This window comes from Shewanella sp. SR43-8, assembly GCF_014163775.1.
In the GTDB taxonomy this organism is placed as follows: domain Bacteria; phylum Pseudomonadota; class Gammaproteobacteria; order Enterobacterales; family Shewanellaceae; genus Shewanella; species Shewanella vesiculosa.
On the sequence record NZ_JACJDX010000003.1, the window covers coordinates 14,295 to 35,040 of the forward strand.

14 protein-coding genes are annotated in these 20,746 nt (G+C 41.8%); 5 read left to right on the plus strand and 9 right to left on the minus strand.

The genetic code is table 11. The features are described from left to right. Nucleotides 1–25: 25 nt before the first annotated feature. From srmB to H5114_RS04245, 5 genes are all read left to right on the plus strand, one after another. Nucleotides 26–1,246, plus strand: coding sequence for an ATP-dependent RNA helicase SrmB (gene srmB / locus H5114_RS04225; RefSeq protein ID WP_124018025.1), 1,221 nt, complete (start codon nucleotides 26–28; stop codon nucleotides 1,244–1,246). A 452-nt stretch (nucleotides 1,247–1,698) separates the two neighbouring features. After that, on the plus strand, nucleotides 1,699–2,898 hold the full coding sequence (locus H5114_RS04230; RefSeq protein ID WP_182722303.1) for an efflux RND transporter periplasmic adaptor subunit: 1,200 nt from the start codon (nucleotides 1,699–1,701) through the stop codon (nucleotides 2,896–2,898). Between the two features lie 2 nt (nucleotides 2,899–2,900). Then, nucleotides 2,901–6,053 (plus strand): efflux RND transporter permease subunit, encoded by a 3,153-nt coding sequence (locus H5114_RS04235; protein WP_124018027.1) that lies wholly within the window; start codon nucleotides 2,901–2,903, stop codon nucleotides 6,051–6,053. Between the two features lie 144 nt (nucleotides 6,054–6,197). Next, nucleotides 6,198–6,812, plus strand: coding sequence for a TatD family nuclease-associated radical SAM protein (locus H5114_RS04240; protein ID WP_182722304.1), 615 nt, complete (start codon nucleotides 6,198–6,200; stop codon nucleotides 6,810–6,812). Between the two features lie 90 nt (nucleotides 6,813–6,902). Continuing rightward, on the plus strand, nucleotides 6,903–9,158 hold the full coding sequence (locus tag H5114_RS04245) for a PAS domain-containing protein (protein ID WP_182722305.1): 2,256 nt from the start codon (nucleotides 6,903–6,905) through the stop codon (nucleotides 9,156–9,158). 115 nt (nucleotides 9,159–9,273) lie between these two features. On the opposite strand, the gene H5114_RS04250 is transcribed toward H5114_RS04245, so the two are convergent. From H5114_RS04250 to tkt, 9 genes are all read right to left on the minus strand, one after another. Beyond that, entirely contained in the window at nucleotides 9,274–10,716 is a 1,443-nt protein-coding gene (locus H5114_RS04250) for a hypothetical protein (protein ID WP_182722306.1), read from the minus strand. Between the two features lie 89 nt (nucleotides 10,717–10,805). Further along, nucleotides 10,806–11,393, minus strand: a complete 588-nt coding sequence (locus H5114_RS04255; RefSeq protein WP_182722307.1) for a hypothetical protein — start codon at nucleotides 11,391–11,393, stop codon at nucleotides 10,806–10,808. Continuing rightward, a complete protein-coding gene (locus tag H5114_RS04260; RefSeq protein ID WP_182722308.1) occupies nucleotides 11,386–12,069 on the minus strand; it encodes a hypothetical protein in 684 nt (227 codons plus the stop codon). Before H5114_RS04260 ends, H5114_RS04255 begins: the two co-directional genes overlap by 8 nt. A gap of 461 nt (nucleotides 12,070–12,530) precedes the next feature. Next, nucleotides 12,531–13,271 carry a DUF481 domain-containing protein gene (locus tag H5114_RS04265; protein WP_182722309.1) on the minus strand — a complete coding sequence of 247 codons (741 nt, stop codon included), beginning with the start codon at nucleotides 13,269–13,271 and terminating at the stop codon, nucleotides 12,531–12,533. 116 nt (nucleotides 13,272–13,387) lie between these two features. Further along, complete coding sequence (locus H5114_RS04270) at nucleotides 13,388–14,728, minus strand: MATE family efflux transporter (RefSeq protein WP_182722310.1); 1,341 nt, start codon at nucleotides 14,726–14,728, stop codon at nucleotides 13,388–13,390. 192 nt (nucleotides 14,729–14,920) lie between these two features. Then, nucleotides 14,921–15,985, minus strand: coding sequence for a class II fructose-bisphosphate aldolase (fba, locus tag H5114_RS04275; RefSeq protein WP_124018035.1), 1,065 nt, complete (start codon nucleotides 15,983–15,985; stop codon nucleotides 14,921–14,923). 150 nt (nucleotides 15,986–16,135) lie between these two features. After that, a complete protein-coding gene (locus H5114_RS04280; protein ID WP_124018036.1) occupies nucleotides 16,136–17,311 on the minus strand; it encodes a phosphoglycerate kinase in 1,176 nt (391 codons plus the stop codon). Nucleotides 17,312–17,392: 81 nt separating this feature from the next. Next, entirely contained in the window at nucleotides 17,393–18,412 is a 1,020-nt protein-coding gene (gene epd, locus H5114_RS04285) for an erythrose-4-phosphate dehydrogenase (RefSeq protein WP_124018037.1), read from the minus strand. Between the two features lie 188 nt (nucleotides 18,413–18,600). Next, nucleotides 18,601–20,595 carry a transketolase gene (gene tkt, locus H5114_RS04290; protein WP_124018038.1) on the minus strand — a complete coding sequence of 665 codons (1,995 nt, stop codon included), beginning with the start codon at nucleotides 20,593–20,595 and terminating at the stop codon, nucleotides 18,601–18,603. Nucleotides 20,596–20,746: the final 151 nt, after the last annotated feature.

Here is a 20,746-nt window from a genome sequence, read left to right on the forward strand (position 1 = left end):
AACTATTTTTCAGCGAGACCAGCGCATGCAATTTGAAGATTTCCAGCTCGACCCTAGCTTATTAGAGTCACTCAAGGCCATGGGACACAACACCCCTACCACTATTCAGCAGCAAACCATTCCATTGGCCATGGATCAGCGGGATATTTTAGCGCGTGCGCCAACAGGCACCGGTAAAACGGCCAGTTTTTTACTGCCAGCTTTACAGCATCTTATCGATTTCCCACGCCGTTTTGAGGGTCAAGCACGTATTTTAGTGCTGACACCAACTCGCGAATTAGCCAGTCAAATTCATCGTTATGCTAGTCACTTAGCAACAGGGCTTGATCTCAACATCGTTATTATTACCGGTGGTGTGCCATATGGCCCACAAGAAGAAGCTCTTGCAGACAATGTTGATTTATTAATCGCTACCCCAGGTCGATTAATGGAATATTTAGATAAAGATAAATTTGACGCGACTGAAGTTGAAATTTTAATTATTGATGAAGCTGACCGCATGCTCGATATGGGGTTCTCATCAGTCGTGCAATCAATTGCCATCGAAGCTCAGGGTCGAAAACAGAATATGTTGTTCTCTGCCACGCTTGAAGGTAATGGGGTTAATCGTTTTGCACGTGAATTGTTAAACGATCCCGTAATGGTCGATGTTGAAGCACCGCGCAGTGAAAAAGCCAAAGTACATCAGTGGGTACACTTGGCAGATGATCAAGCTCATAAATTTGCCTTGTTGTGTCATATTCTTCAACAAGAAAATGTTAAACGCACCATAGTGTTTGTTAAAACGCGCGAAATGGTTGCCAGCCTTGAAGGCCTATTACTCAAAGCGAATATCCCTTGTGCATTTATGCGCGGCGATATGGAACAGAAAAAGCGCTTTCAGGCACTTGGACGTTTTTCTAAAGGCGAGGTCAATGTGCTATTGGCCACTGATGTTGCAGCTCGCGGTATTGATGTTGATGACATTACTCATGTGATTAACTTTGACATGCCTCGCTCTGCTGATGCATATGTTCATCGCATTGGGCGAACTGCACGTGCTGGTGCAAAGGGCACTGCCATTTCATTAGTTGAAGCCCATGACATGCGCATAGTGTCTAAAATTGAACGCTACATTGAGCTACCGCTAAAACGCCGTGTTATTGAAGAGCTTCGCCCTAAGCACAAAGAAGCCAAGGTGCCAGGAAAGAAAAAAGCCAACGCAAAAGATGCTCGAGTGAAATCAAAAAAATACAAGAAAAAGTAGTATTTAGGTTTATCTAGGCTTCCTTAGACAGCCTTAACTAGACAGCATTAAAGCGAATTACTCTGTAATTCGCTTTTTTTATATCTAAACCGTTATATATCATTATTAACTAGAGGCAATAGAGCAAGAAAGTGTCAACAAATGTTAATTTCAGCTCAAAAAACACCCAGACAAATATTTCAACCTAACCAACTAATTAATAACAATTTAAAATTTAATGGTATGGTATACCCCGATACGAACACCGTAAAAAAATCAATTTACTGATATTTCGGGACCAAATGATAAAAAACATGAAACCCTGAAACATTTTATTTACATTAAGCTATTCAGATACGCTTCATACTCTGTTAATTTAGAGATAATGAGTAAAAATATTAATCAGTAAAACTTGTTAGCCAACGTAGTTAACAATCTTTCAGCATTATTTCAGCATGGATACGCAAAAAGAAATGATAAAAACCATACTTAGAAGATTATCACCGCTATTGATCATCGCCGTGTTTGCCGCCGCAGCGATATTATTGGTCAGCACCAAAGAAGCCCCTGAACAAAAAGATGAAGTGATCAGTGTGCCGATTATTAATGTGCAAACCGTCACCCCGCAAACCTTGTCGCTGAACTTACCATCATACGGCGTAGTGAATCCTAAGTATAAAACCCAGTTAGTCACAGAAGTTCAAGGACGCTTACTCAGTATTTCAGCTAACTTTGTTGCTGGTGGTGTGGCTAAAAAAGGTGAGCAACTTGCCATTATAGAACCGTCAGATTATGAAGCCGACCTCATGCAGGCTGAAGCAACGCTTGCTCAAGCGACGGCAGCATTGAATGAAGAAAAAGCCCGCGGCGAAGTCGCTAAAATTGAATTTAAAGATTTTGGTAACGGCTTACCACCAGAGCTGGGATTACGTATCCCACAACTCAAAAAAGAACAAGCTAACGTTAAATATGCCGAAGCAGCACTAGCCCGTGCACAACGAAACTTAGCCCGCACCGTTATCCGAGCACCATTTGACGGTATCATTAAGGCGCGTAATGTTGACTTAGGTCAGTACGTTACACTAGGTACTAATTTAGGCGAGCTATACGACACCAGTATTGCTGAAATTAGATTGCCTTTAGCAAATGAAGATCTCGCGTATTTAGAATCTGTTGATAATCCTGAAACGGCAGTCACATTGACGGCATTGTTAGCCGGCAAGCAAGTCACTTGGCAAGGCGAAATTGTTCGCAGCGAAAACGTTATCGACGAACAAACTCGCATGGTATATCTGGTCGCAGAAATACATGACCCGTATTTACGTAACCATAAAACCGAAGGCCAATTACCGTTAAAATACGGCAGCTTTGTTAATGCTGTAATTACTGGGCGAACGGTGAATGATGTGGTAATGCTGCCACGTCACGTAGTGCGCAATGGTCAAGTAGCAGTGGTTAGCGCAGACAATATTATCGAAATACGCCCAGTGAATATTATTCGTTCAGACGTTGACAATATTTATATTCAAGGCAGTTTCAAAGCAAATGAGCGCGTATCAACCACGAGTATTAACAGCTTGAATGCCGGTCAGAAAATAAAAGTTCTCGGCGAAGAAAGCAAGATCACTCCAGTCGATACTGATGTCCAAGTCGCGCCGACGGCAGGTGAATAAGCATGGAAACGAATAAAGGAATTATCGCCTGGTTTGCTCGTAACAGTGTCGCGGCCAACTTACTCATGGCAGCATTGCTTATTGGCGGTTTGTTTAGTGCCGTCCTTATTAATAAAGAAATATTTCCAACCTTCGAATTAAACCTCATCAATATTAATGTGGCCTATCCAGGTGCTGCGCCACAAGAAATTGAAGAAGGGATTAATATTAAAATCGAAGAAGCAATTCAAGATATTAGCGGCATCAAAAAAGTCACGTCAGTTGCCAGCGACAGTGTGGGCTCGGTGACCATTGAAGTTGAAGACGGTTACGATGTTCAGCAAGTCCTAGATGAAGCTAAGTTGCGTATTGATGCTATTGCCACCTTTCCAGATAACATCGAAAAACCTAATATTTACCAAATAAAGCCAGAAAACAATGTTATTTGGGTATCTGTCTATGGCGACATGAGCCTACATGACATGAAGGAAATGGCTAAAGCAATCAGAGACGACATCACTGACTTACCTGCAGTTACTCGCGCAAAAGTCACTGGTGTTCGCGACTACGAAATTGGTATTGAGCTGTCTGAAGACAAACTGCGCGAATATGGCATTACTTTCACCCAAGTGGCATTAGCGGTTCAAAACTCATCCATTGATTTGCCCGGTGGATCAATTCGTGCCCAAGACGGTGACATTCTTCTGCGGACTAAAGGCCAAGCTTATACTGCCGATGATTTTGCCCAAATAGTGGTAGAAACCCGTGCCGATGGCAGCCGAATTATGCTACCGCAAGTGGCCACCATTAATGATGATTTTGAAGAGCGTTTAGAATACACCCGCTTTAACGGCAAGCCCGCTGCAGTGATTGAAATCACCAGTATTGACGATCAAAACGCGTTAGATATTTCGTCACAAGTTAAAGCTTATGTCGCTGAACGAAAAAAAACCTTACCGAACAATATTCAACTGGACACCTGGGGTGATTTAACCCACTACTTGCAAGGCCGTTTGAACATGATGCTGTCGAACATGTTTTACGGTGCTCTATTAGTGTTTATTATTTTAGCCTTATTCTTAGATCTTAAACTGGCCTTTTGGGTGATGATGGGCTTGCCTGTGTGTTTTTTAGGCACCATGTTATTAATGCCGCTTGAACCATTTAATATGTCGATCAACATGTTGACACTGTTTGCATTTATTCTCGTGCTGGGGATCGTGGTCGATGACGCAATTGTCATCGGAGAAAGCGCCTATACCGAGCTAGAAGAAAACGGCCACTCTTTAGATAACGTGGTAAAAGGAGTGCAAAAAGTGGCAATGCCGGCCACATTTGGGGTACTCACTACCATTGCCGCCTTTGTACCTATGATCATGGTCTCTGGCCCCATGGGTATCATTTGGAAATCCATCGGCATGGTGGTGATTTTATGTTTAGCATTTTCGTTGATTGAATCAAAATTGATTTTACCGGCGCATTTGGCTCACATGAAAATCAAAAAACGCACCACACCAACTAATCCTTTCTCGCGGCTTAAATTTGCCATCAATGAATGGTTACAGCACTTTATCCACCACACTTATCGTCACTTTTTAGAGCGTTGCATTTCGCGTCGTTACAGCGTAGTGGCGGTATTTGTTGGGGTACTGATTTTGTCACTTGCATTAGTACAAAGCGGCAAAGTGCGCTGGGTTTTCTTTCCTGATATTCCGTCGGACTTTATTCAAGTTCAGCTTGAAATGGAAGAAGGCAGCTCTGAGCAAAATACCTTAAAAGTACTGCAACAAGTCGAAGATGCGTTATATAAAATGAACACTAAGCTTGAAGAACAGTACGGTTACCCTATGGTAAAGCATAGCTATATCGAATTGAAATCACGCAGCAGTGCCTTTGTATTTACCGAACTGACTAAAGGCGAAGACCGTGAAATCGACGGTGTCGCAATTGCTGAAGAATGGCGTAAACAGTTACCGGAATTATTATCGGTTAAAAAACTTAATATCAATGCTAGCACCAACGATGCCGGTGGTGACTTATCATTCCGCTTAACGGCAACGGACTTAGACCAGTTATCTGAAGCCGCTAAAGTGCTTAAAGCAAAACTGGCTACCTACGAAGGCGTGTATGATATTACCGATAACTTCTCATCGGGTTCACACGAAATCCGCTTAAACATTCGTCCAGAAGCTGAAGCACAAGGATTAACACTGTCAGATTTAGCACGCCAAGTTCGTTACGGCTTTTATGGTTATGAAGCCCAACGAATTTTACGTAATAAAGAAGAAGTCAAAGTCATGGTGCGTTACCCACTAGAACAACGTCGTACTATGGGTGATCTTGAAAACATGCTGATCCGCACTCCATCTGGCGCCTCGGTGCCATTTTCAACCGTAGCCGATATCGAACTGGGTGAGTCGTACGCATCGATCACTCGGGTTGATGGTCGCCGAGCGATCACCATTAGCGCCAATGTGAATAAAAACAATGTTGAACCATCAAAAGTGGTCGCCGAAATTCAGCAAGACTTCTTGCCAGAATTAACCGCGCGTTTCCCCAAAGTGGCTTCTGCTTTGGATGGCGGCAGCTTGGATGAGCAAAATGCCATGCTCGGTTTAGCCCAAGGCTTCTTCTTTGCCATGTTCACTATTTATGCCTTAATGGCCATCCCATTAAAGTCGTACACACAACCGTTAATCATTATGTCGGTTATTCCATTTGGTATGATTGGCGCCTTGTTTGGCCACTATATTCTCGGGCTTTCAATGAGTGTACTGAGCTTATGTGGCATTGTGGCACTCGCTGGAGTGGTGGTAAACGACTCGCTTATTTTAGTCGACTTTGTTAACCGAGCGCGTGAAGAAGGCAAGTCGCTGCTGCAATCGGCTATCGATTCTGGTTGTTACCGTTTTAGAGCGATTATCTTAACCTCACTCACCACTTTTGTTGGCTTAGTGCCCATCATTATGGAAAAAAGCTTACAGGCTAAAATTGTTATTCCAATGGCGACATCACTAGCATTCGGTATTTTATTCTCTACCGTAGTGACATTAATTCTAGTGCCGATTTTATACATTATTCTTGATGATATAAAACGCCTATGGCGACGATTTTTCTCTTGGTGGTGGCAACCTAAAACCCTTGCTGACCCCTTAGGTTCTGACGAGCACCATTAAGCCAATGAAACTCGATTATTAACCTAAAAAACAGAGCTTACGTGGCTCTGTTTTTTTTGCTTTAAAAACTGCGAGCTAAGCAACATAGTCACGCTGAATATTTAGCTAGAATACTCGCTATAATCTTGATGATAAAAAGCCATTATGAACACCTCCTCAACCATGCCAACCTTAGTTTACGATATAGGTCATCACCGTTATCTGAACATTACCGCAAGATGTACCCTAAGATGCCAGTTCTGTCCTAAGCATAATGGTTCTAAGCAAATACATGAATATGACTTATCCTTGTCTCAACGTATTACAGCTGACGATATATTCCCCCTGTTGGGTAATGTGCAGGAAGTAGCAGAATATGTTTTTTGCGGCTTTGGTGAACCCACCTTAAACCTTGAGTGTTTGCTGCAGGTTGCACACGCGATAAAAGCCCAAGGTGGACATGTAAGGCTAAATAGCGATGGCTTGGGTAACCATTTTCATCGCCGTAATATTTTACCAGAGCTAAGCCAATGTGTAGACAGTCTGTCAATTTCACTTAATGCCGATACTCCTGAAGCATACCAGCAACATTGCCGGCCTAAACTAGCAGGGTCCTATGAAGCGTTACTTGAATTTATTAATCTTGCGCCGAAATTCATACCTGAAGTACATGTCAGTGCGATCAACGGGCTGGCTAATGTAAACATTGAACATTGCCGCAATATCGCTGAAAAAAACGGCGCAATATTTAAACAACGCGAGTTAGATATAATCGGTTAAACAAATCTATTCGATTAGTGCACAGACATTTTCGCCAACGCCGGCTTCATGCTAGTATTGCCAGCATGAGAATGCTAAAAAAGTGGCACCATGTCTAAACACACAGCAGTGAGTTCTTCAAACTCGTTATTAATTTCTTCACAAGCGACCCATTGGTCGCAACAGCATATTCTTTCGCTGCTAAGCCAATTGATTATTTTATTAATTGCGGTGTTTATCGTTACGAGTATGGTGGTTAATTTAGGCGAGCGTCGTCTGCAAGAAGATTGGGCCGATCAACGTTACAGTGAATTACAGACTGTTGCGTCGTTAGCCTCCGACAAAGTGTCATTTTTGCAGTTTAGAACCCAGACATTTGCCAAAGGTGAGTTACTGCGACAATACCTGCAAAAACCCTCTGCACAACTGCAATCAAGAACGATCGAAAGCTGGGACTCATTAACGAAAAATATTCCAGAACTGCTTGGACTTGCATTATTTAATCCCCAAGGACAACTGCAATTTTCGACCACAGGGAGTTTCAATAATATGCAACTTCCCGCAGCATTATTGGGCTCAGGGAGGAATATGGGGGGTAATGATATTTACACCTCACCCATGGCATTTACACCTGTTGATGGCATACTAGAGCCGTATTTCTATCAATTATCATGGATAGAAAATCCTGATCAGAGTATTAAAGGTTATTTGGTCACTTATAATTCTATTGTTAAATTACTTGAAACAATAAAACCTGCTTTTTTTAATCAGAATTCCCCCTTACTTTTACTTGATACCCAAGGCTTTCTGTATGCAGGTGCCAATCAACCTGAGCCATTAGACAGCATGCCTGACACTCTAGGGTCCAGTTTAAAACAAACTTATCCAGAATTATGGCGTGTAATGGCAATGAATAATTTTGGCCAGTTTCATAGTGAAGATGCCACATTTGTATACCTGAAGGTTGAGTTAACCAGCCAATATGAAACCAAGAGAGAATACTTTTTATTGTCGTACATTCGTCATGATGATATTTCTGCTCGGTATGAGCAATGGCGCATAGTACTCATTATCGCTGGATGCTTAGTCGCACTATTAGCCAGTTTACTAGTGATATTAAGACATAGATTTGTGCTTGAGCGTCGCTCAAACCAAAATAGCCTTCAATTGAGTAACGGTTTGTTTAACAGTGAATTAAGCTGTTTAATTGTTAATGATAGCGGCCGGATCCAGAGCGCTAATGCCAAAGCGGCTTCGGCGCTATCGCTGTCAATTGATGCCCTAAAAGATCGCAGTTTACAACGGGTACTGCATCTGGATGATGATCGTTTAAATCAGATTAAAGAGGCGTTAATCCAAGATAAACAATGGCATGGTGAGATCAGCTTGGAAACGCAGAATAGTAGTATGTTGCAAACTCATATTCGCAGTGAAAAGTGCCCCAACAGTAATGAACATTATTGGCTGATCACTTTTGAAGATATTAGTGCCTTATTTGATAGTCAGCGCCAAGCCTATCTGTATCAACTAATGAGTAATAGCGCCGTTGCTACCGCACTAACTGATGCCAACGGAGTGCTCATAAAATGTAATGACCAATTTGATCAACTGATGTCTTTACACGGAGACACTGATATTTCACTGACGACATTACTCGGCGACGAAGTCAGTAATCAATGGCAAAATATTACCGCGCAAATCAGTTTACAGGGAGAATGGACTGCACAGATAATGCCGTTTAACCACAGTCGATATGATCATTGTTTAAAAACAACATTAGTCGGCCAATTAACATTTGACGGTGACATTGAATACCTTATTTGTACGTTTGAGCAAACAACCCCCACTGTATTAGCTAAAAACAGCAGTAATGTTATTGGCCATCGTAGTGCGATAGTGCTGCGTTTAAATGAACTTGAAAATTATTTTATCAACCTAGGTGACTCGATTAAAAAATACTCTAGCCTACTGGTGATGGACATTAATCCTGAAGGTATTTTTAGCAACATGGGTAATGTGAGTCAGCTTGAAAAACGCCAAAAAGACATTGAGCTACAATTATTGATTGAGTTACCGCTTCATTATCAAATAGCGCAATGGCAGCTCGGAAAGCTGGTTATCTTACTCACAGATACCAATGCCAATTCAGCGCATCAATATGCAATTAACATGATGAAAACCTTGGAAGAGAAAAATTTAGCAGAAGGTATTAATATCGGTATTGCCAGCTACCAACCAGCACAAAGTTTAGACCAATATCTTACCAATGCTGAAATAGCCTTAAAACGCGCGAAACAGTCTGTAGATCAAAATATTTGCCAAGCTTTTACTCGACCAAGTAATAATGAAACGAATAACATTGGCTAAAATTGACGGCTTACATCACCTAACAAAGCATGGCTTAACGTCAGGTGATGTGCTTGTTGACAACCTTGATAATGTAACAGGAAATGGGACATCAATGGCCTTATTCCTGAGTAACTTAAGTGTGCGACTGCGCAGGGCTAACGACTTCAGGAAGGACTTCGTCAGACTCTAATCTGAAAGGTTGAACATTATCAGGCAGTTTACTTTCATTAATTTCCACAATACTTGAACGGTTCATGGTCACTTTAAAACGAGCATATTCAGGTTGTTCCTTGCCATCACGGAGCACAGCAACCAGGTTAACTTGATAACGACGTTCAACTGACTCATTACTAATATTACCTTCACTTTCTGAGTATATTTTGGCTTTGCCTCGCTCTAGATGACGGGCAAAAGGAACTAAGCTGAAGTTCACTTGTTCTTGTATTTGCGAATAATCGGCTTCAAAAGGCTTGTTTGTCACCTTAGTCGCAATGCGATAATGCAGCACTTCTGAGTCGACTTTATTCTGACTGTGACGTTGCCTCATGATATCCGAAACCGCTTTGGGAATATCTTGACTACGCATAAATTCGAGCCAAACTAACTGCTTAGCAACTACAGTTTGAGTAGTAGTATCACGTAAAATACGGCTCCATCTTGGACGGCCACGTTGGATGTAACGCCACATCGCATTACGAAAATCCTCTTTAAATATCTCCCTGAAACCATAAATCACCGCTAATGTTAACAACAGGGTCATGGTTAATTCATTAAAAAAACCTTGGGCTTTAATAATCAATGCCGACACCACCAACATCACCATCCCGGTTGCGACTCCAGTAACAAATTTTTTGAGACCGACACCTAAGGGTTTTAACTCTTCTTTTAACACCACACCTTGTTGGATTAAGCGTCTTAACAAGAGCATTTTATTGGAAATTCGATTGGCATCTAGCTGAGTTTGCACAGAATTGTATTTGCACTCTTGCTCTCTATAGTGATTCTCACCTCGACATGCATTTAATACCTTGTCTTTAACATCACTAAAATCAGCACTTCTGGGGCTTCGCGCCAGAGTCTTTAATAGCTGCTGCTCACAAAACCAAGATAAATAATTATCGGCATGCTCAAAATACGATTTCCACTTAGGATCACTCGGAGCATTACGACGAAACTTTTTCAGTAATTGAGTCACAACATCGCAAAGCTCATCCAAGGCTGGATAAAACTCATTAGGATCGACTTTTTGTTGTAATTCTTTGACATCCGTTTCAATAGCAACGGCAAATTGGTAAGCAAATAAATTAAGATACAAGCGAAACTCTTCTAAGGTACGCTTGTTTAGACTAACAAAACGAGACTGGACTAAGGGTAGATGTAGCCCTTTAGAATAATAAGAGCGACGCCCAAGGATACTACTATGATAATAGTCCTCTTCATCTAAGGTATGCGAACCAATACCCATTTCTGTAGGCAAATAAAAATACAGGTCAAATACCCGCTGATCACCGGGGCCCATTTGATGACTGAACTTAATTGATAACGCTTCTTCTTGTTTTACTTTAACTTTTGCCACTATATATTTCACACACCTTTTTTCATTAACGCTTAGCTACTATACCGCAAAGGCAATATTAAGCTAAAAGTTAATTTATTCAATGAAAATCAGTGAGCGGTATCGGGCGATCTTAACTGGCAAGACCAAACGTTATTGCTGGGAAGAAATTTAAGTGTTGCACTGGTTAATGCATTATCTAAGTCAATCACCTGTACTTGCTGAGCAATGTTAACCCCCACTATTTTTTGAGAGGCCATAATGCCAAATTCATTATGTAAATAGGGCTTTAATCGACTGCTAGTTTGCCAAAGTGTGGGCTGAAGAGTTAATCTTAAATGATATGTGAATGAGCCCATATCCACATGGTCAACCTTACCGACTAGCTGGGCTATTTCAGTACCATGGACCGATGACTCAATCTTGTAAATCAGTTTAGCTTGATGGTGATCAATGTCTAAGCTCAACCATAAATTACTTTTATCAACCTTTAATGACGATTCTCCTTGATGACTGAAATAACTGTCGGCATAGCAATCAAAATGCCAAACCGTATGAGTATTAGCAATACGATTAACCACACTGGTGATAAGAAAAATCATTAATACAATACTTAGTACAAAAACAAGTTTACCGCGTTTTGACTGCAGCAACCTGCGCATCTTAATGCGTGCCAATCGATTCGATGATCTAGCCACAAATGGCCACCTTTAATAGCCATTCTTGAGTGATAAATGGCACACTCATATTATCAACATTCACTTTAATGCTATTCACTAATGGTATTTCTGCTGTGGAGTCACCCAAGGTAAAACTAACGTAATGCTGATTAGATGATAATGTCATATTGATGGAGTCCCAGCGGATATGATGACATAAGCGTAATTGCGAAGATAAACAATCCGCATGTAATTGCGCATCTTGCGGATTATTATTACCAAATACAAACAGCTGAACAATACGACCATCTGAGGCCAATATTTGCTGTACTACATCAGCTTGAGTAAGCTCTGGAGGGTTAAGTTTAGAGTAAACAAATAACAATACACTTAATAGAATGACAATAATAAACAGATACTGGCCTACAGATAATAGCTTATTAGGTTGCTCAAATATTTTGGTGTGTTTGGCGCTTGCAAAAGCATATAAAATAACGCCTTGATCAGGTACATACTCAATAAGATTGCTATGGTTGTTACACAAATAATCAGTGATTTTATCGATAATTTCTAGCAGCTCAACTTGAGATAGTGGCTGAGGGCTGTCAGCTGAAATCGCCACAGCTTCAAGTATAGATAGCGGCACGACTTGACCACGATGCTGGACTAATTGACTCACGACCCAATACTCGCGATCATTTAAATGCCACTGCACAGCGGAGGTCTGATTTATCAATAATCGTTGCGTACTGTCGAACCAACAACATCCTATTTGCATCGCACTGTTCCAGTGTATCGACCGATACAAAAAGTATACTCTCAAACTGAGAACCTAATGGCTGCTAAGTCGACTATCCTGTGGATAATATAACTAATTCGTGAACCAGTCCGCGAATATAGCGTTTTTTTGCGCGAGGTTTAATTGCACGATAATGAATGTAGAAAGGACTAAATTACCGCATTGGAGCAATGGCAAAATTCAGATTGAGAGATGGGATCAAGAAGTCGAACCAATAACAGGTAGCCTATAAAGTAGTACTAGCATATTGAGACATGCAAGGTCGTAATAAGTATCAAGACTGATGATATGACGCCATTTCAAACGAGCATAAAAAAAGCTGGCAAAGCCAGCTTTTGTTTGAACATTACCCGCATTAATGTCGCTTGAACATTAACTTAGAATGCATAAAGTAATGTCATGTTTGTTTCAGTATCGGTGCTTTTTTTATCATCAAGCGGTTCACTATTATAACGAACAATAACGGCAAACTTCATCGCTAATGCGCCAATAATATTGGCAGTCAGTGATGTTTCAGAACGAGCATCTAATTTAGATCCCCAATCGGCAATAAATTTCTGCTGGAACTTAGATGAGTCGCTGATCTTAGTTTGGAAATCGATAACTGCGTGAGCAATAATACTGTCTTGGCTATCGTAACCTTCAGCAAGTGATGATTCTTCATCAAGTTGTTGGTAAATATAACCAGGACCTGCCTCTGCTTTTAAAGACATTCTGTCAGTATCGATAAAGCGATGACCATAACCGGCAGACGTGGTAGACGTTAAATCGTAACCCGTAAATGGATCCACTTCATAGTTTGTGTTAGCAAACATATAGCTCACATCATTAATCTGGTAGTTACCTTGCACCCCAAGAAAATAACGCTTTGCAGTCACTTCTTTAGTGTCTTCTTTGTACAGTCCTTCTAACACATACTGATTTTCCCAGTTACCCAATTCTTGCTTTAACGCTAAGCGCGCTTTAAACGAAGAAGTATCAGTGTTACCTGTCGTTAATGTGGCACCTACTTCAGCCTCACCAGCCAAAGTCGCATCGCCTTCAACAAACTCACTTCCAGCATGTGCTGCAAATGGCATGGTTAGTGTAATAGCTGCAGCAATTAGCAGTTTTTTCATGTCATTTCGTCCTATATTTACAATTTACAAAAATCTAATGGAGGGTGTATGTCTAAAATTTCCACGCATATTACCACTTTGATCACAAAATTGAAAAAATAGTCTTGTCTCAAGTATTAGGCCACTAGACTCTTATTGTGCCAACGACCACTTCGCCAGCGCCATAGCATGGCTAAACCCCTAACCCATTCATCCAAGGCTAAAGCAGCCCAAATGCCCAGCAAGCCAAACTCAAGGTGAATACCAAGATAATAAGCACCAGGCACAGCAATACACCACATGGAAAACACTCCCATAAAAAAAGGAAATTTGGCGTCACCACTGGCCCTTAAGGCATTAATCACCACTAAGTTAAAGGTTCTACCCGGTTCCATAATGAGTGTGATGACAAATAACTGCCCCACCAGCACAATAATATCTTGCTCATCCGTAAATAAAGCAACAAGAGTGGGTCCCCATATTGCGGCGAATAAAGCCACAATACTGGTCACAATCAGACCTAACTTTAATGCTCGATACATTTGCTGCTCTGCGGCTTTTAATTGCTTAGCCCCCACCATATGGCCAATAATAATTTCATTACCGATCCCGATAGATAAGCCGAACAATAAAATAAACATACAGATTTGAAAATACAACGATTGCGCAGCTAAGGCTTTATCGCCCATTAAGCCAACAAATGAGGTGACGACCATAAATTGCAACATCCACGAGACGTTTTCGCCCGCGGCAGGTAAACCAATGTGAAACACCTTTTTCAGCATGGCTTTATTAGGGCGCAAAATACTCGGCAAGTGCAATGGGATTTTTGTGTAACGCACAAACAATAGCATCATAATGCTCACACCTACGAGTCGCCCAGCCACGGTACTAATAGCCACACCAGCGACACCCATTTGTGGCAAACCAAACCAACCATAAAGTAATAGTAAGTTGCCAATAAAAGTGATGATATTCATCGATAACGTCACCCACATGGCTTGCTGAGTAAAACCATGTGCCCGCATTCCCGCCGCTAAGCACATGGCCATCGCCTCAGGAATTAAACATAAACCAACAATCTGGAGATACAACTTACCATCGGCCATAAGCTCTGCTGGTAAATTCATTAAATTCAACATCATGGTTGCACCGGATAAAATACCTATCGCAGCGACCAAGCCAACTAAAAAATTAAAGCCAATGGATGAATACACTACGGCACTTGCAGCAGCTTTATTTTGCGAACCTAAATACTGGGTAATGACTACACTGGCACCGATACTGACGAAACTAAATAACGTAATTGCCAGTTCAAATACCATGTTACCAACAGACAACGCCGCCACACCTTGATAAGACACATGGCTTATCATAAAGGTGTTAATTGCGGCAGTTAAAAAGTGTAAAGCAAAATCAACAAATAATGGCCAAGTCAATGAAAATAGCGATAACGGGGCATTAGGCTTAACAAGCATAGAATTAATTCAACTATAAAGTGGGCTAACAGATTTGGACTGTATGGGTAAATGATGACGTTTTAGCGTCAATTTTTAAGGCGAGGATAATGCTGGATAACGTTTAAAAAAACAACATTTTTCGTTATTTAGTTACAAAAAAATCAGCTCATTCAAAAAATGAGCTGATTTATTATACTAGCGTTAATAGGTTTACATGATTTTAGGATCAAGTTCGCCAGATTGATAAGCTTTATACATTGCTTGCAGTGACTTAGGCTTAATTTTAGAGCCCATACCTGCACAACCAAATGCTTCATAACGAGTAGTACAAATGTCAGCCATCGCTTCCATTGATGCTTTCAAGAATTTACGTGGATCAAATTCTGCTGGATGTTCAGCCAAGAATTTACGCACAGCACCCGTTGATGCTAAACGTAAATCGGTATCAATGTTCACTTTACGCACACCGTGCTTAATACCTTCAACGATTTCTTCCAGCGGTACGCCGTACGTTTCTGGAATTTCACCACCGTATTGGTTAATGATTTTCAACCATTCTTGCGGTACTGAAGATGAACCGTGCATGACTAAATGCGTGTTAGGGATACGCGCATGAATTTCTTTAATACGGTCGATACGTAACACATCGCCAGTAGGTTTACGGCTAAACTTGTACGCACCATGGCTAGTACCAATGGCAATGGCTAATGCATCAACATGAGTATCGGCAACAAAACGCGCAGCTTCTTCTGGCGTTGTTAACATTTGGTCCATGCTAAGAATGCCCGAAGCCCCGACACCGTCTTCTTCGCCTGCTTGGCCAGTTTCTAAACTGCCTAAACAGCCAATTTCACCTTCAACAGACACACCACAAGCATGGGCAAATGCCACAGTACGGCGAGTGACATCAACGTTGTAATCGTATGACGCAGGTGTTTTACCATCAGCCATTAGCGAGCCATCCATCATGACTGATGACATGCCTAACTGAATTGAACGCTGACAAATGTCAGGATCAGTACCGTGATCTTGATGAATACACACAGGGATATCAGGATACTGCTCAAGTGCCGCTGCCATTAAATATTTTAAAAATTGTGGGCGAGCATATTTACGTGCACCAGCAGAAGCCTGAACAATCACAGGGCTGTCGGTCGCTTCAGCCGCTTGCATAATTGCACGCATTTGCTCAAGGTTATTCACGTTAAAAGCAGGGACGCCATAACCATGCTCTGCAGCGTGGTCAAGCAGTTGTCGTAGAGAGATAAGAGCCATTTTTTTGTTCTCCAATAATAGGGTGATTACTCACCTAGGTCACTATCGTTTGGACGGATTTTTTACTCTACCGCAGCTAAACAGCCACTGTGGTAGAGCAGTTTTTTTATAGTTATTATTTGGTTTTACGGCATCAATACTTGGTGTGGACTAAGCGCCACGCTTTTCAAGCATTGCTACTGCGGGAAGTTCTTTGCCTTCTAAAAACTCAAGGAAAGCACCACCGCCGGTTGAAATATAAGATACTTTGTCGGCAATATTGTATTTATCCACTGCCGCTAGAGTGTCACCACCGCCGGCAATAGAAAATGCTTTTGAATTAGCAATGGCCTCAGCAATACGCTTGGTACCTTCACCAAATTGATCGAATTCAAACACGCCCACAGGACCATTCCAGACTATGGTACCAGCTTGTTCAATTATCTTAGCCAGAGCTTCAGCACTGTCTGGACCAATATCGAAAATCATGTCGCTGTCAGTAACATCACTGACAGATTTCAGTGTCGCGGCCGCTGTCGGGCTAAATTCACTGGCAACAACCACATCGGTTGGTACAGGAATATCACCACCACGGCTTCGAGCGTTAGCCACAAGACGTTTAGCCTCTTCAACTAAATCAGCCTCATACAGTGACTTACCCACTTTATAACCTGCTGCTGCAATAAAAGTATTGGCAATACCGCCGCCGACAACTAATTGGTCAACTTTGGTCGATAAGCTTTCAAGGACAGTTAATTTGGTCGATACTTTAGAGCCACCCACTATCGCCACCATTGGACGGGCAGGATTATCCAGTGCTTTGCCTAATGCATCTAATTCTTGGGCCAATAACGGACCGGCACAAGCAACAGGAGCATACACACCAACGCCATGAGTAGAAGCCTGAGCACGGTGAGCGGTACCGAATGCATCCATGACATACACGTCACATAATGCCGCCATTTTCTTCGCTAATGTGTCATCGTTTTTGCCTTCGCCCACATTGAAGCGAACGTTTTCAAATACCACAACTTCACCAACATTAACGTCAACGCCATCAAGGTAGTCACTGACCAGACGCACTGGGCAATCAAGTGCTTTAACTAGATAGTCCACTACCGGTTGCATTGAATACTCAGAATTAAACTCGCCTTCTGTTGGGCGACCTAAATGCGACATTACCATTACGGCAGCGCCTTTCTTTAATGCGAGTTGAATCGTTGGTAATGACGCACGTAAACGCGCATCACTGGTCACCACACCGTCACTGACAGGCACGTTTAAATCTTCGCGAATAAGCACGCGCTTATTTTGTAGATCTAAATCTGTCATGTTTATAATTGCCATAATTAGCCTTTCCTTTTTAAGTTAAAACAAAATTTTTACTGTGTAATCGGTTAACACCCATTACTCAAAATGTGATTAAGGTTATTGGTCCAGTTTTGCTTGGATCATCGCTAAACTGGTATCTAACATGCGGTTAGCAAAACCCCATTCGTTGTCGCACCATAATAATAATTTGACCAAGTGGCCTGCGCTGACACGAGTTTGAGTACCATCAACAATACTTGAACGGGGATCATGGTTAAAGTCGCACGATACCAACGGCTCGTCAGTATAGCCTAAAATACCATTAAAACTGCCGTTTGAGGCACGTTGTAACACACTGTTAATCTGTTCAATATTAACTTTTTTCTCAAGCGTGACAGATAAGTCGATCGCGGTCACATTTATGGTTGGCACCCGCACGGAAATGGCTTCAAACTTATCTTTCATGTGCGGCAGAATACGTTCAATACCGCGAGCTAATTTAGTGTCAACCGGAATAATAGACTGACCTGCGGCGCGCGTTCTGCGCAGATCATCATGGTAAGCATCAATAACCTGCTGATCATTCATCGCCGAGTGAATTGTAGTAATAGCACCACTTTTGACTTCAAAATGCTTATCGAGAACATCGATGACTGGAACAATACAATTAGTGGTGCAAGAAGCGTTAGAAATAACACTATGCTCTGGGCGTAACAAATCATGATTAACGCCATACACAATAGTGGCATCAACATCTGCAGAGGAAGGATGGCTAATAAGTACTTGTTTAGCGCCAGCGTAAATGTGTGCTTCGCAAGCTTGACGGTCGATTAAACTGCCTGTGGCCTCATAGACGATATCAATATCAAGTTCAGCCCAAGGTAGTAACTTAGCATCTGCTTGATTGAGCAACAAAATACTGTCGTCACCAATCAGTAACTGATCATCCTTTAGCTTAACGGTATGCTTAAAACGACCATGAGTGGTGTCATACTGAGTTAAATGACAAATGGCTTCTGGCTTTGCCAACTCATTGATTGCCACAATTTGGATCTGTTGACGTTTTCCTGACTCATACAAGGCACGAAGTATTGAGCGGCCAATCCGGCCATAACCATTAATTGCAACTCGAATCATTTAGGGTCCAGAGTAATTAACCTAGGCACTTATTATTTAATCAACCATGATAAAATACTGAAATATAAGTGATTTAGCATATATTATTTTACGTGAATAAAAGACATAAAAAAACGGCCTGCAATCATATTGCAAGCCGTTATTATACAGATTAAACACTTAATAGATAAGTGTTTAATCTCAGATGATTATCCTAAAGATTGGACAGTTTTTACTACATTATCAACAGTGAAGCCGAAATGCTTAAGTAAATCACCACCAGGAGCAGACTCACCGAAGGTCGTCATGCCAACAACACCGCCCTCAAAACCAATGTATTTGTACCAGAAATCAGTATGCGCAGCTTCAATAGCAACACGCTTAGTGACACCTTTTGGTAATACAGATTCTTTGTAAGCAGCATCTTGCTTATCAAACTCAGTCGTAGAAGGCATAGAAACCACGCGCACTTTCTGGCCGAGTTTGCTTAACTCAGCGGCTGAATCCATGGCTAATTGCACTTCGCTACCGGTTGCAATTAAGATCACATCAGCAGTGCCTTGACAATCAGACAGTACATAACCGCCTTTAGCAACGTTAGCTAATTGCTCCGCAGTACGCGCTTGAGCCTTAAGACCCTGACGACTGAAAACTAATGATGTTGGTGCATCACGGCGCTCAATTGCCGCCTTCCATGAAACAGCCGTTTCTGCTGCATCACATGGACGCCATACTGCCATATTTGGCGTTAAACGTAAGTTAGCTAATTGCTCAATAGGCTGATGCGTTGGACCATCTTCGCCTTGACCAATAGAGTCATGGGTATAAACGAAAATGTTTTGAATACCCATTAATGCTGACATACGTACTGCGTTACGCGCGTATTCCATAAACATCATGAAGGTAGCGCCATAGTTAATAAAACCACCATGCAACGACGCACCGTTCATAATACCGCTCATACCGAATTCACGTACACCGTAATAGATGTAGTTACCGGCAGGATCGTCTTGAATACCTTTTGAGCCAGACCAAAGCGTTAAGTTAGAACCGGCTAAGTCTGCGCTACCGCCAAGTAATTCTGGCAACATAGCACCAAAGAAACCAATCGCATTTTGAGACGCTTTACGGCTCGCAATACCTTCGGCTTTATCTTGGCTTTCTTGGATAAAGGCTTGTGCTTTTGCTTCAAAATCAGCAGGTAAATCACCCTTTAAAACACGGCGATCATATTCTGCAGCAAGTTCTGGGAACGCAGCTTGATATGCAGCAAACTTGTCATTCCATAATGACTCATTTGCCTCACCTTTGTGTTTGGCATCCCAACCAGCATAAACATCAGATGGGATTTCAAAAGGAGCGTGTGGCCAGTTTAAGAACTCACGAGCGGCTGCAATTTCAGCATCACCTAATGGTGCACCATGACAATCATGGCTGCCCGATTTGTTCGGAGAACCAAAACCAATAATGGTTTTACAGCAAATCATCGATGGCTTATCGGTGACAGATTTAGCTTGTTCAATTGCTGCACGGATGGCATCAGGATTATGACCATCAACATCAGCAATAACATGCCAGCCATAGGCTTCAAAGCGCTTAGGCGTATCATCAGTGAACCAACCTTCAACATGACCATCGATAGAAATACCGTTGTCATCCCAAAATGCCACTAACTTACCTAGGCCTAATGTGCCGGCTAATGAACTGGCTTCGTGAGAAATACCTTCCATTAAACAGCCATCACCTAAGAAACAGTAGGTAAAATGATCAACAATATCGTGACCAGGACGGTTAAACTGAGCCGCTAAGGTTTTTTCGGCAATCGCCATACCAACAGCATTGCTCAAACCTGCGCCTAAAGGACCGGTGGTGGTTTCAACACCTGGAGTATAACCATACTCAGGATGACCAGGTGTTTTTGAATGTAATTGACGGAATTGCTTTAACTCTTCAATCGGCAACTCATAGCCTGATAAATGCAATAAAGAGTAGATAAGCATAGAGCCATGACCGTTTGACAGAACAAAACGATCGCGATCGACCCAGTTAGGATTAGTTGGATTGTGCTTTAGAAAATCATTCCATAGCACTTCGGCGATATCAGCCATACCCATTGGGGCACCTGGATGACCAGAATTGGCTTTTTGAACCGCATCCATACTTAAGGCGCGAATAGCGTTAGCGAGTACTTTACGAGATGACATGCTCTCTCCTGCTTGTTTGTAAGGTCTAGCGGGCAATTGTGAAGCCATATTTTCCCCTACAAGGCGATGTGACGCAAATTAAAATTTCTCTCATTACATTTTTAGTCAGTAATAAGCTCACTTTTACCTATTAAGGTCGTCTTGCCGCTGA

What these genes read in the sequence shown, in the direction of transcription:
- srmB (WP_124018025.1), top strand. Translation starts at nt 26, where the DNA reads ATGCAATTTGAAGATTTCCAGCTCGACCCTAGCTTATTAGAGTCACTC.
- H5114_RS04230 (WP_182722303.1), top strand. Translation starts at nt 1,699, where the DNA reads ATGATAAAAACCATACTTAGAAGATTATCACCGCTATTGATCATCGCC.
- H5114_RS04235 (WP_124018027.1), top strand. Translation starts at nt 2,901, where the DNA reads ATGGAAACGAATAAAGGAATTATCGCCTGGTTTGCTCGTAACAGTGTC.
- H5114_RS04240 (WP_182722304.1), top strand. Translation starts at nt 6,198, where the DNA reads ATGAACACCTCCTCAACCATGCCAACCTTAGTTTACGATATAGGTCAT.
- H5114_RS04245 (WP_182722305.1), top strand. Translation starts at nt 6,903, where the DNA reads ATGTCTAAACACACAGCAGTGAGTTCTTCAAACTCGTTATTAATTTCT.
- H5114_RS04265 (WP_182722309.1), bottom strand. Translation starts at nt 13,271, where the DNA reads ATGAAAAAACTGCTAATTGCTGCAGCTATTACACTAACCATGCCATTT.
- H5114_RS04270 (WP_182722310.1), bottom strand. Translation starts at nt 14,728, where the DNA reads ATGCTTGTTAAGCCTAATGCCCCGTTATCGCTATTTTCATTGACTTGG.
- fba (WP_124018035.1), bottom strand. Translation starts at nt 15,985, where the DNA reads ATGGCTCTTATCTCTCTACGACAACTGCTTGACCACGCTGCAGAGCAT.
- H5114_RS04280 (WP_124018036.1), bottom strand. Translation starts at nt 17,311, where the DNA reads ATGGCAATTATAAACATGACAGATTTAGATCTACAAAATAAGCGCGTG.
- epd (WP_124018037.1), bottom strand. Translation starts at nt 18,412, where the DNA reads ATGATTCGAGTTGCAATTAATGGTTATGGCCGGATTGGCCGCTCAATA.
- tkt (WP_124018038.1), bottom strand. Translation starts at nt 20,595, where the DNA reads ATGTCATCTCGTAAAGTACTCGCTAACGCTATTCGCGCCTTAAGTATG.